Origin of the sequence: Hyphomonas sp. CACIAM 19H1 (assembly GCF_003325995.1) — a bacterium.
Taxonomy (GTDB): Bacteria; Pseudomonadota; Alphaproteobacteria; order Caulobacterales; family Hyphomonadaceae; genus Hyphomonas; species Hyphomonas polymorpha.
The window spans coordinates 323,781-335,455 of sequence record NZ_CP016437.1 but is presented as its reverse complement, the minus strand read 5'-3'; the positions used below and the strand labels follow the sequence as shown (position 1 = coordinate 335,455).

Sequence of the window (11,675 nt, the reverse complement as noted above, 5' to 3'; positions counted from 1 at the left end):
GAGGGCAAGGGGCTGGGGCGGAGTGAACGCAGCAACAAACGCGAGTACGTGACCGACATGACGTTGCAAGTGTTGGGGGGGGCCGCGTTCCTTAAAGCGCCTGGCCGTAATATAACCTCAGTTCAATCTATCCAGCGTCACACAAGCGTGTGTTCGTGACAGACTGGTTTGTGCAACACGATGAGACGCGCGACATGCCCTCGCCCAGCCTTGATCCGCAGTTAGAAAAACTCCGCCGCAAGCAAACGCTATTGACGGCAACTTGGGCGGTAGCCGGAGCCTTGGCATTACTTTCCGCTGCTGCTTTTACCTATCAATGGCGCGAGACGCGGGAAGCCAATTTCAATGGCATTTGTTCGGAAACAGGACGAAAGCTTACGCGTGACGAATTGGTCAGAAGCGCAGTCGCCCAAACGTTAATGGGCTACCCCATGGGCGCGGGCCCCAGCGGCGAGCGGTCGCAAGTTATACCCATCGATACGGTGGACGAGTTTCTGCTGAACAATCCCGATTGTTGTTATGTTGGATTTGCACTTGGCGAAGGAGCAACCTTATCACATCGCCTTCGCAGAGGAGGAGACGCCGCCGCCTTTGTTACCGTCAATGGCACATTTCATTTTCGCTTGACCGCGGATGGGAAGACAGCTTCAGAGGGTGATATTCTGACGTCAGACGTTTCCACCTGGTACGTTGTCAAGAATTGCGGGGAAGCCTATCGGCGAGACCTGGCGGTCTTGCAGAACTAGGCTCAACCCGCCCCGCCCGCAGGGAAGGTCGGGTTGGCGGCGGGCGCCGCCTTGGTCAGCGGTTTGAGACCTCATCACGCTTGATGGCCGTCAGGCCATCTGAGCGCCCAGCTTCCAAATTCTCCGTTTTTACAAAGGCGAGAGGGCGGGAGATGGGCCCTCAGACGGGCTTACGCCCGTCGAGGGTGACGATGGCGGAGGGGTGTTCTCTTTCCTGCCGCTACTCCACAAAATCGATCCGGTTATCGTAGATAAGCGTTTTGAGGCTGGGGGCCTGGCGGCGGCGGGTTTCTTCGGCGAGGAAATTGAGGATGTCGTCGCGTTCGGTGAGGGGCTGGCCGGTGGCGGCTTCCCATTTGTCCGGCGGCGGAACATCTATGCTGAAATGCACCGGGCGGATGCACATTTCATGATAGAAGCGCAGGCGGATGTCGCCGTCGATATAGATGATGGTACCCGCGCGGGCGTTGCCTTCAAATTCGAGGCGGCGGGAGAAGCGGGCGGCGATTCTTTTCAGGGCCGCTTCGCGCACCTCAAGATCCGTATCCGGAAGAATGTTGCCGAAGCCGTCGCGGTAGACGATGGGGCCTTTGGAGGGCTCCGGCACCGGGGAGGGGTCTGGCGGCGGGATTACGCCCGCTTCCAGTTTCCGGAGGGCGAGCATGTGGGCCCAGCCGCCGGAATGGGTGATCTCGATCCGGTACTGACCGGGCGGCCAGGGGTAGGTATCCACCAATATCTGGACGCGGCCATTGAGGCGGCCGGTGAGCGGGCCTTCCTCGATCAGGGCGCCTTCGGGGCCGGTGATGCGCAGGGTTTCATAGCCCGACCCGCCATCGGCCGGCAGCCAGAGCGTGACCTGCTGGGCGCCGGGATAGACGGCGGTTTTTGCGTGCAGGAGACCTGCGCCTCCGGGTGCGCCGGTGTTTTCCGCCGGGGCGAGGATGAGGTGTCCGTCAAAACCGGGCTGGTCAGTCATCGGAAGGGCGCAGCCATTCTTGTCTCCATCTCCGGCCCTCTTATCACCGTTTGCAGCCCCACCCCATCCCTCCCCATTGCATGGAGAGGGGGCCTGTTGTGGCAACGGGAAGGGTGAATCGCCCAATTCATGCACGCCGCGCATGAATGCTATCTCCCCGCAGGGTCTGCCCTGCCCCGGCGAACATCCCATATACCTCTCAACCGTAACGTTCTGAGAGGAGACATCCCATGATCGAACTCCGCCCCTTTGAAAAGCTCGGCCGGTTTCGCAATGACTGGCTGAACGCGCATTATCACTTTTCCTTCTCCGGCTATCATGATCCGGCCCGCGTGCACCACGGCGCGCTGCGCGTGTGGAATGATGACGAGATCCAGCCCCATACCGGCTTTCCCCCGCATGGGCATGACTCGATGGAAATCATCACCTATGTTCGCCAGGGCGCGATTACCCACAAGGATTCGCTGGGCAATCATGGCCGCACCGAAGCGGGCGATGTGCAGGTGATGAGCGCAGGATCAGGTGTTCAGCACTCGGAATGGAATGCCGAGGATGATGTGACCAAGATCTTCCAGCTGTGGATCATTCCGCGCAATCGCGGCGGCAAGCCGAGCTGGGGCGCGCGCCAGTTTCCCAAGGGCGACCGGTCTGGCCAATGGGCCGTGTTTGCCTCGGGCACCGGCGAGAATGACAGCCTGCAGATCAATCAGGATGCCAAGGTTCTGGGCGCAACCGTGAAGGCCGGAGAAACGCTGACCTATGAACTGCCCGCTGGCCGGTATGGCTATCTGGTGGTGGCGGACGGCGAAGTGGTGCTCAATGGCCAGACGCTGAAAGCGCGGGATGGCGCGGCCATTTCCGGCGGCGAGACGCTCACTCTCGAAGGTGTGAACTCCGCAGAGCTGGTGCTGGTCGATACGGTGTGACGCCTCACACCCTCGTGACTTTCTTTGCCCGGCGGGCGCCTGTTACCTAGATGAGGTAAACGAGGCGCCCGCCGGGCGCGTCATGTCTGGAGAAGGAGCTTTCGCCATGCACAGAGAGACGGGACTTGCCGCCGCCATGGCTGCACTGATTGTGGCCGCCTGCGGCGTCAGCACGGCGCAGGGCGAAACGAAGACGGCCACCGCCACCGGCCATGATGTGTCCCACCTCACCGAGCAGCAGAAATACGTCACCCTGCATGACGGCACCGAGCCGCCTTTCGACAATGAATACTGGAACCACAAGGAAGAAGGCATCTATGTCGATGCCATCTCCGGCGAGGCGCTGTTTTCCTCCACCGACAAGTTCGATTCCGGCACCGGCTGGCCAAGCTTCACCAAGCCGATCCATGAACAGCTCATCTCCGAATTCCAGGATGACAGCCTCGGCATGAGCCGCACCGAAGTGCGCTCCAGCGGGGCGGACGCGCATCTCGGCCACCTCTTTGATGACGGCCCGAAGGAAACCGGCGGCCAGCGCTATTGCATCAATTCGGCGAGCCTCAAATTCATCCCGAAAAACGAAATGGCCGCCAAAGGGTATGGCGAATATCTCTATCTCTTTGCGGGCAAGGAGAAGGCGAAGAAGTGAAGCGCCCGCGCCCGCACGGCGAGCGCCTCACGCGTGTGTGACTTCTTTCGCCCGCCGCCCTGCCCTATATTGAAAACATGATCAGGGCCGACCCCACCACTGGCCGGCCAAATACCGGAGAGAAACCATGAAACGCCTTTTTGCAGCCGCCGCGCTTGCTGCGGTTCTGGTTCAGGGCGCGCAGGCGGCCGAAATATCGGTCGGCTACGGGCCGGAGTTCACCAAGAAGCTCCAGGAAGATTACGGCGAGAAGGAAGGCGACGTGCTCGCCGGACGGATCGAGCGGGATCTGACGCGGGAGCTGGCGAAAGCCGGTGTGGATGTGGCGCGGGTGGAGGTGACCATCCTGGATGCGCGCCCTTCCCGGCCGACCTTCAAACAGGCCGGTGACAAGCCGGGCCTCGACATGATGCGCTCTGTCAGCGTTGGCGGCATGAAGCTGAAAGCCGTGGCGTATGACGCGGCCGGCGCGCCGGCTGGAGAGCTGGAATACGACTGGTACGAGAATGATATCCGCCAGGCTGGCCTGACCACCTGGCATGACGCCAGCCGCGCGTCTGACCGGTTTGCCCGCCGGTTTGCTAAAGCTCTGGACTAGGCCCGCACCCCTCGGGCCGTCCCGCCGCTGCCGCCACCCCTCCAGGCGGCAGCGGCATCAGCTTTCCTGATCGCCGCTTTTCTGCAGATCACCCGATTCGATCCGCACGCTGAGCGTGTCGGGTGATTTGATGTGCAGGTCGCGTTGCGGCATCGAGACATGGATCTCATGCTTCTCCAGCGCCGAATGCATGGCCCAGATATAATCTGCCATCACCTTTTGCGGGCGCAGCACGGCCTCATCCGTCAGCCAGACGATCAGTTCGAACTCCAGGCGGAACTCGCCGAATTTCACCAGCCAGACCTGCGGGGTATGCTCGCCCCGGTCGTCATAGGTCCAGGGCACGCTGCCGGCTGCCTCGAGGCCTGCCTTCTGCACCAGCTCTTTTGATGTGCCATAGGCCACCCCGAACGGCACATGAATGCGCCGGCGGGCTTCGGTCATCGTCCAGTTGATCAGCTGCGCCTTGATGAAGGCTTCGTTGGGCACGATGATGTCGACATTGTCGTTCGTCATCACCACGGTGGAGCGGAAGTTGATCTCCTTCACCACGCCCGACAGGCCAGACTGAAGCTCGATGAAGTCGCCCACCTTCAGCGACTTCTCCATCAGGATGATGACGCCGGAGATGAAGTTGGAGAAAACCGACTGCAGGCCGAAGCCGATACCGACACCGAGCGCGCCGGAGAAGAAGGTGAGCGCGGCAATGTTCACGCCGAGGAAATTCAGCGCGATCAGCACGGCCACGATCATCACGCCGATCTTGATGCTCTGCCCCAGGAGGCCGCCGACCGAGGCAGGCAGATCCGGCGAGCCGCGCAGCTGGGACTGGGCCACATTGCCGATCAGCCGGCCCAGCCAGATGGCAAACCAGGCGAGCGCCAGGCTGACCAGGATGCGCAGCAGCGAGACGTCATTCTCGCCCAGGTGAAAGGTGACACTATTCAGCCAACTGGTGAACGGGCGCAGCCAGCCGACGATGTAAAGGGCTGTGACCGCCCAGGCGAAATAGGCAATCGCCTTCGACCAGAAGCCGCGCCGCATGCTGGCGGTGAAGATGCGCACGATGATCCAGGCGAGCAGCAGGCTGGTGACGATGTGCAGCGTGTTGTTGCCGAGGCCCAGGGCCTCGAAGGCGGCAGTGGCGCCCGCCAGCAGGATGACGGTGAAAACCGGCCAGACAATGCGCGAGAGGGAATGATAGGTTAAGAGGACGAAATCGATCCGCCCGCGCTTTTCCGCCGCCTGCATCAGCATCGTCTTGGGAATGCGCGAGAGGAGATATCCCAGCAGCGCCGCCGCCACGAGCGCGCCGACCTGCCAGAGGGTATCGGGCGAGCTCAGCTCATCACGGGCCGCATCGATCAGCCGGGTGACCGACTCCTGAATCTGCGCAATCAGCGGAGCGGCCGTTTCCGGCTGGAGAAGGTCGAGGCTCATCCCTGTGGCCAATCCTCAAAGGCATTGAATCGACAAGAGGAAACCTTATCGGCCTCCCCTGCCCATGCAACCCCGGCAATGCGCGTCAAACGCGCTTGAGGACGAGTTCGCAGCGTTCGTTGAGGCTGGGGCGGGCGACGGCGACGCGGGCGAGGCCGGGGAGCGTCTTGCCGAGATCGGCGGCGGCCCAGAGGCAGATGCGCTCAAGGGTGGGCACTTCCAGGCCTTCGATCTCGTTGAGCAGCTTGTGGTCGAGCTTGGCAGCGGTCGCCTCAAGCGTGGCGGTGAGGTGGCTGAAATCCTCCACCCATTGCTCGCCGGGCTTCACAACGCCGGCCACGGTCGCTTCCAGGCGGAAGGAGTGGCCATGCACGGAGCGGTAGGGATGGCCTTCAGGCTTGCCGCCCATGAAATGGGCTGCCTCGAAGAACACCGCCTTCGAGATCTCAAAAATCTGACCTTCGGCCTTCAGGCCCTCGTTCAAGGGAGGCCGGTCAGTTTGTGGGTTTGCAAGCTCAGTCGCCATTTTGGATTCTTCAAGCAATAGGCCGCCACCGCCGCCACATGGCTGACGCCGGGTCCGTCGTCCCTCGGTTGGAGGAAAAAGTGCTCAAAGTCCAGTGTTTCAAAGCATTCCGGTTGCGCTTCCGGCTCGGTTTGAGGGTAAACGAGCTTCAATTCACTACCCGATGTCTGGGCCAGCGGGGCGTTCGCCTTGGGGCTGACGCAGATCCAGTCAATCGAGGCGGGCGCCGGCAGCGTGCCGTTGGTCTCAATGGCGATTTCAAAGCCCGCGGCATGAAGGGCATCAATCAGGGGCTCATCCAGCTGCATCAGGGGCTCGCCCCCGGTGCAGACGACATAGGGCCGGCCGCCGGCGGAGGCGTTCGCCTCCCAGATAGCCTTCACATGCGCGGCAAGCAGGCCCGGCTCGCGGAACTTGCCGCCCCCTTCGCCATTGGTGCCGACAAAATCGGTGTCGCAGAAGCGGCAGACGGCCTTTTCCCGGTCGCGCTCCAGCCCGCTCCACAGATTGCAGCCGGCAAAGCGCAGGAAGACCGCCGCGCGCCCGGTATGCGCGCCTTCGCCCTGCAGGGTGTAGAAGGCTTCCTTGACCGAGTAGGTCATGCCGCGCTCCCCTTCCCTGCCTGCCAGCGCTGCCAGCCATTGGCTCGCAGCTCGCAGGCCGGACATGCGCCGCAGCCATAGCCCCAGGCGTGACGCGCCCCGCGCTGGCCCAGATAGCAGGTGTGGGTTTCCTCCGCGATCAGATCGACCAGAGCGTCCCCACCCAGATCCTGGGCGAGCTGCCAGGTGGCGGCCTTGTCGAGATACATCAGCGGGGTGTCGATGCGGATGTCGGCGTCCAGCCCGAGGCGGAGGGTTTCTTCCTGCGCCTTCAGCGTATCGGCGCGGCAGTCGGGATAGCCCGAATAGTCCGTCTCGCACATGCCGCCGACAAGGACGCCATGCCCCCGCCGCACGGCCAGGGCGCCCGCCAGGGTGAAGAACAGAAGGTTCCGGCCCGGAACAAAGGTGTTCGGCAAGCCCGCCGCCGTGAGGGTGATTTCGACATCATGCGTCATCGCCGTAGCGCCCAGCGCCTTGAGCACGGAGGCATCTATTATGTGATCGCCATCCAATTTCTCGCCCCATGCCGGAAAATTCCGGCGAATCGCATCGAGAAATTTCGGCCGGCAGGCGAGTTCGACCGCATGCCGCTGGCCGTAATCGAAGCCGATCGTCTCCACCCGGTCAAACCGGGTGAGCGCCCAGGCGAGGCAGGTGGCCGAATCCTGGCCTCCGGAAAACAGGACGAGCGCGGAAGAAAAGGGCTGTGTCATGCCCGCCGCTGTACCAGCGAGACCCGCCCGGGCCAAGGCTACGTTGCGGAAGGCGTTACATTTTTGACACCGAAGTGAAGACTTTCGCCTTTGGAGCGGACAGGACAATTGACACGCGCCACGCCATGGCATTGTGTTGGACTTGAAGCCGTCCCGCCAATGAGGATGGCTCGTTACACATCAATGTTTTCGGGACCGGATAATCGGCCCGAGGGGAGGAAAAATCGAAATGAGCCGAAACACAGACTCGAAGTACGTCTTGTTGGCTGGGGCCTCCGCCCTTGCCCTCAGCTTCTTCGGTAGCGCGTATGCCCAGGAAGAAACCGCTCCGGATGACTCCCGGCGCCTCGGCACCGTTACCGTCACCACACAGAAGGTCGAACAGTCCATTCAGGACGTTCCGATTGCCGTTTCGGCCTTCGATGAGGAAGCGCTGAACAAGATGCAGCTGTCCGGGGGACCGGACCTCGTCAAGTCGATCCCGAACGTCTCCTTCACCAAGGGGAACTTCAACGGGTTCAACTTCAAGATCCGCGGTATCGGGGCTGACCTTGTGGCCCAGTCGGGCGATGCCGGCGTCGGCGTTCACCAGAACGATGTGCCGCTGACCGCCAACCGCCTGTTCGAAGCCGAATTCTTCGACATGGAACGGATCGAGGTGCTGCGCGGTCCTCAGGGTACGCTCTATGGCCGGAACGCAACGGGCGGCGTGTTCAACGCCATTACCGCCAAGCCGGTGCTGGAAGAGTATCAGGGCAATGTCTCGGCCACGCTCGGCAATTACGGCACCAAGAAAATCAAGGGCATGCTGAACATCCCGATCGGGGAGAAGGTTGCTGTGCGTCTGGCCGGCAACTATCTCGAGCGGGACGGCTACGCCACCAACACCGTGACCGGCCAGTCGATTGACGGCCGTGAGCTCTATGGTTATCGCGCCACGATCCTGGCCGAACCGACCGAGCGTCTGCGTGGCTGGCTCTCCTACGAGTATTTCGAGGAAGAAGATAACCGCCTGCGGTCTGGCAAACAGCTCTGCACCAAGAGCCCGCTGAGAACTTCCTTCGCCGGCATTCCGGTCAGCGCGCTGGACCAGACGGTTACCTCGCAAGGCTGTCTCGATACGTCTCTGGACAGCATGAAGGACCGCCTGAACTCGGTGGCCACCCTTGGCGGCGGCCTCGGCATCACGGCCGGCCTGCTCAGCGGCGACGCGTTCACCCAGCCGGCCAACCTCAATCTGCGCCAGATCGAATCTGCCTTTGATCCGCAATACTATGCCGATCAGACGCTGATCACCGGCAAGATCGAATTCGATGTTACCGATGCCCTGAAGCTGACCTATCTGGGCAGCTACAGCGAGAGCGGCTCGGTCTCCATCGAGGACTATAACAAGCAGTCGCCGACGATTGCCTTCAACACCAATGGCCAGCCGCTGTTCGGCACACTCGGGCCGACGGGCGCGGCCATCTATCAGGCCCTCTTCCCTGGCGGTGTGGTCAACGATCCGATCCTGGGTGCCTCCAACTTCTTCCGCACGTTTGACGTGGCCGGCGGCACCTCGGAGCAGACGACGCACGAGCTTCGCCTGCAATCGTCCTATGACGGACCGTTCAACTTCAACCTCGGCGTCATTGCGATGGACTTCGAGGCAATTGATCCGGCCTCGAGCAATACCGATGGCTACTACGTCATCTCGAACTCGCTGACGGCACTGGCCCAGATCAACAACGCCCTTGGCGGCGCGCTGTTCGGTGGTCAGGTTCCGATCGACTCGGGCGGCACGCTCGAAGAGCAGGCGTTTACCGGTCTTGGCGGTCAATACTTCCGCTCGCTGTCGCCCTATGAACTCAGCTCCGTGGCTGTTTTCGGTGAAGGCTACTACGACATCACCGACAATCTGAAAGCGACCCTCGGCCTGCGGTATACCAAGGATGAGAAAACCCAGGCGAACGTGCCGACCTATCTCTTCACCCCTGGCGCCGTTTATGGCCCCGGCAGCCCGCAGAACGGCAGCCCGATCAATCCGCGCCCTGTGGCCGGACAGACCCCGGATGCAGGCGGCGACGGCTACTTCGACGCTTCCTTCGAGGAAGTTACCGGCCGCGCCGGTCTCGACTGGCGCCCGGATGTCGGCTTCACCGACGACACCCTGCTCTATGGCTTCTATTCGCGGGGCTATAAGGGCGGTGGTATCAACCCGCCGCAGCCGGCAGGTGCCAACCTGTTCAGCCAGTTCTTCGATCCCGAATTCATCGATGCGTTCGAGGTCGGTACGAAGAACACCCTGGCAAATGGCTCGCTGCAGCTGAACGCCACCGGCTTCTACTATGATTATCAGGGCTATCAGATTACCCAGATCATCAACCGGACCTCGGTGAACTTCAACGTCGATACCAAGCTCAAGGGCCTCGAGATCGAGACGATCTGGAACCCGGTGTCGACCTTCGTGGTCAACGCCAACCTCGGCCTGCTCGATTCCGAGCTGGGTGATCTGTACTCGATCGATGTGATCGACCGGACCAATGGCCGCTCGGACCTCGTGGTTCTCAAGAACACGTCCAGCTACAGCAACTGCGTGATCTCTGCGCAGGGCTATGCGACGGTTCTGGGCGCCATCCAGGCCAACCCGGCCCTGACCGGCATCACGCGTAACCTCTGCACCGGCGACCTGGCCGCTGTGGGTGGCCGCGCGGGCTTTGAAGCCCTCCTCGGCCTCACCGGCGTGACCGTCACCTACACCGATGCCAACGGCAACACGCAGACGGCCACCGCTCTGCAGCCGATCGAAGGCGACGCGAAAGACCTGAAGGGCAATTCCATGCCGGGCGCACCGGAAATGACCTTCAACATCGGTGCCGAGTACACCTGGCTGCCAGGTTCGTTCGGCGACTGGGGCCTCACCGGCCGCGTCGACTACTACCGCCAGTCCGACAGCATGAGCCGGGTCTACAACTCCCCGCGCGACAAGCTGCCGAGCTGGGATAACATGAACGTCTCGCTGGCGTTCACCAACGATCCGAGCGGCGTGCGCGTCGAACTGTTCGGCAAGAACATCTTCGACGAGACCGCCATCACCGGCGCCTATCTGACGGATGACTCGTCGGGCCTCTACACCAACATCTTCCTGAACGAGCCGCGCACTTACGGCATCGCTGTCACGAAGTCCTGGTAAGCGGGCGTCACGCCTGAAAACTTGAGGGGCGGCCTTTCGGGGCCGCCCCTTTTTCATTGGCGCAGAGACCGGAACGGCCTATCTCTGCCCACAATCAGATTTCCTGCGCACTTACAGACCCACAACTCTACAGGAGCCGGTATGTCCGTCTTTTCCCGCCTCGCCGCTCTCGGCCCGCTTGTCCTTATCCTGTCTGCGTGCGGAGAGCCTGCAGCGCCCCCGCAGGCGCCGGTCACGGCCCCGGCCGAGCCGGGCGCGGTCAAGGGCGTCAGCCTGGAACTCATCACCCCTGCCGAGCAACCCTGGGGCATAGCCTTCCTGCCCGAGGGCGGCCTTCTGTTCACGGAGAAGGAAGGCGGCCTGAAATTCTTTGCCGCCGCCGGCGAAGCAACGCCCGTGTCCGGCTTGCCGGAAGCCTATGTCGAAGGCCAGGCCGGCTATCTGGGCATTGCGCTGGACCCGGACTTTGCCAGCAACCGCCTTGTCTATGTGTCGCTCTCCACCGGCACCAAGGCGGCCAACTCCACCGCCGTCGTGCGGGGCCGCCTCAGCGATGACAATGCCGCGCTGGAGAATGTGCAGCAAATCTTCAAGGCGGACGACCGCGACACGGCTTACCATTATGGTTCGCGCCTTGCCTTTGGCGGGGATGGCGCGCTGTTTGTCTCCCTCGGCGAGGGCTTCAAATACATGGCCGACGCCCAGAACCCGAAGAACACGCATGGCACTATCGTGCGGATCAATTCGGATGGCACGATCCCCGCGGACAATCCGTTTGCGGACGGGGTGAATGGCAAGCCGGAAGTCTGGTCCTATGGCCACCGCAACGTGCAGGGGCTCTACTATGACTCGGCCACAGACACGCTCTGGGCCACCGAACATGGCCCGCGCGGCGGGGATGAGCTCAACATCGTCAAACCCGGCAACAATTATGGCTGGCCGAAGATCACCTATGGCGTGAACTATGACGGCACGGTCATCACCAAGGAAACCGCCGCTGAAGGCATGGTGCAGCCGGAAACCTATTGGGTGCCCTCGATCGCGCCGGCGGGGCTCACCATGGTCACCAGCGACAAGTATCCCGGCTGGGAGGGCGACCTCTTCTCCGGCGGCATGAATGGCCCGGACGGCCTCGTCCTTGTGCGGATCGATCTGCAGGAGGGCAAGGTTGCCGGCAAGGAAAACCTGCTGAAGGGCGAGCTGTCGATCCGCGATGTGGTTCAGGGCCCGGATGGCTATCTCTATGTCGCGGGCAAGGATTTCGACGGCATCTTCCGGGTGGTTCCGCAGGAATAGCCCCCCGCGCCCCCTTCCCCAAACA

Annotated in this window: 11 protein-coding genes; 6 read left to right on the top strand and 5 right to left on the bottom strand. The window is 62.1% G+C overall.

Annotated elements, in window-relative coordinates:
• Positions 1-155: 155 nt before the first annotated feature.
• Positions 156-746, top strand: coding sequence for a hypothetical protein (locus BBF93_RS19440; RefSeq protein ID WP_157532627.1), 591 nt, complete (start codon positions 156-158; stop codon positions 744-746).
• A 220-nt stretch (positions 747-966) separates the two neighbouring features.
• Here BBF93_RS19440 and BBF93_RS01630 read toward each other — a convergent pair whose 3' ends face one another.
• A complete protein-coding gene (locus BBF93_RS01630) occupies positions 967-1,725 on the bottom strand; it encodes a hypothetical protein (RefSeq protein ID WP_035593983.1) in 759 nt (252 codons plus the stop codon).
• 230 nt (positions 1,726-1,955) lie between these two features.
• On the opposite strand from BBF93_RS01630, the gene BBF93_RS01625 reads away from it, so the two are divergent.
• From BBF93_RS01625 to BBF93_RS01615, 3 genes are all read left to right on the top strand, one after another.
• Positions 1,956-2,651 (top strand): pirin family protein, encoded by a 696-nt coding sequence (locus tag BBF93_RS01625; protein ID WP_035593981.1) that lies wholly within the window; start codon positions 1,956-1,958, stop codon positions 2,649-2,651.
• A gap of 106 nt (positions 2,652-2,757) precedes the next feature.
• On the top strand, positions 2,758-3,300 hold the full coding sequence (gene msrB / locus BBF93_RS01620) for a peptide-methionine (R)-S-oxide reductase MsrB (protein ID WP_233349235.1): 543 nt from the start codon (positions 2,758-2,760) through the stop codon (positions 3,298-3,300).
• 127 nt (positions 3,301-3,427) lie between these two features.
• Positions 3,428-3,898: a hypothetical protein gene (locus BBF93_RS01615; protein ID WP_035593978.1), complete on the top strand. Its 471-nt coding sequence runs from the start codon at positions 3,428-3,430 to the stop codon at positions 3,896-3,898.
• Positions 3,899-3,955: 57 nt separating this feature from the next.
• On the opposite strand, the gene BBF93_RS01610 is transcribed toward BBF93_RS01615, so the two are convergent.
• The 4 genes from BBF93_RS01610 to queC all read right to left on the bottom strand — a co-directional run bounded on the left by BBF93_RS01610 (position 3,956) and on the right by queC (position 7,182).
• Positions 3,956-5,338 (bottom strand): mechanosensitive ion channel family protein, encoded by a 1,383-nt coding sequence (locus BBF93_RS01610; RefSeq protein ID WP_051612185.1) that lies wholly within the window; start codon positions 5,336-5,338, stop codon positions 3,956-3,958.
• An 85-nt stretch (positions 5,339-5,423) separates the two neighbouring features.
• The gene (locus BBF93_RS01605; RefSeq protein ID WP_233349234.1) at positions 5,424-5,822 is read right to left on the bottom strand and encodes a 6-carboxytetrahydropterin synthase; all 399 of its coding nucleotides are present in this window, start codon (positions 5,820-5,822) and stop codon (positions 5,424-5,426) included.
• The gene (gene queE / locus BBF93_RS01600) at positions 5,819-6,466 is read right to left on the bottom strand and encodes a 7-carboxy-7-deazaguanine synthase (protein ID WP_035593976.1); all 648 of its coding nucleotides are present in this window, start codon (positions 6,464-6,466) and stop codon (positions 5,819-5,821) included. The genes BBF93_RS01605 and queE overlap by 4 nt, the downstream gene beginning before the upstream one ends.
• Complete coding sequence (queC, locus tag BBF93_RS01595) at positions 6,463-7,182, bottom strand: 7-cyano-7-deazaguanine synthase QueC (protein WP_035593974.1); 720 nt, start codon at positions 7,180-7,182, stop codon at positions 6,463-6,465. Before queC ends, queE begins: the two co-directional genes overlap by 4 nt.
• A 229-nt stretch (positions 7,183-7,411) precedes the next feature.
• On the opposite strand from queC, the gene BBF93_RS01590 reads away from it, so the two are divergent.
• Both BBF93_RS01590 and BBF93_RS01585 read left to right on the top strand, forming a co-directional pair.
• The gene (locus tag BBF93_RS01590; protein ID WP_035593972.1) at positions 7,412-10,354 is read left to right on the top strand and encodes a TonB-dependent receptor; all 2,943 of its coding nucleotides are present in this window, start codon (positions 7,412-7,414) and stop codon (positions 10,352-10,354) included.
• A 141-nt stretch (positions 10,355-10,495) separates the two neighbouring features.
• Complete coding sequence (locus tag BBF93_RS01585) at positions 10,496-11,650, top strand: PQQ-dependent sugar dehydrogenase (protein ID WP_035593970.1); 1,155 nt, start codon at positions 10,496-10,498, stop codon at positions 11,648-11,650.
• The last annotated feature ends 25 nt before the right edge of the window (positions 11,651-11,675 follow it).

Excerpts from the sequence above, each read along its gene's own strand:
- BBF93_RS01585 (WP_035593970.1), top strand. The coding sequence starts at position 10,496 with ATGTCCGTCTTTTCCCGCCTCGCCGCTCTCGGCCCGCTTGTCCTTATC.
- BBF93_RS01625 (WP_035593981.1), top strand. The coding sequence starts at position 1,956 with ATGATCGAACTCCGCCCCTTTGAAAAGCTCGGCCGGTTTCGCAATGAC.
- msrB (WP_233349235.1), top strand. The coding sequence starts at position 2,758 with ATGCACAGAGAGACGGGACTTGCCGCCGCCATGGCTGCACTGATTGTG.
- queC (WP_035593974.1), bottom strand. The coding sequence starts at position 7,182 with ATGACACAGCCCTTTTCTTCCGCGCTCGTCCTGTTTTCCGGAGGCCAG.
- BBF93_RS01610 (WP_051612185.1), bottom strand. The coding sequence starts at position 5,338 with ATGAGCCTCGACCTTCTCCAGCCGGAAACGGCCGCTCCGCTGATTGCG.
- BBF93_RS01615 (WP_035593978.1), top strand. The coding sequence starts at position 3,428 with ATGAAACGCCTTTTTGCAGCCGCCGCGCTTGCTGCGGTTCTGGTTCAG.
- queE (WP_035593976.1), bottom strand. The coding sequence starts at position 6,466 with ATGACCTACTCGGTCAAGGAAGCCTTCTACACCCTGCAGGGCGAAGGC.
- BBF93_RS01590 (WP_035593972.1), top strand. The coding sequence starts at position 7,412 with ATGAGCCGAAACACAGACTCGAAGTACGTCTTGTTGGCTGGGGCCTCC.
- BBF93_RS01630 (WP_035593983.1), bottom strand. The coding sequence starts at position 1,725 with ATGACTGACCAGCCCGGTTTTGACGGACACCTCATCCTCGCCCCGGCG.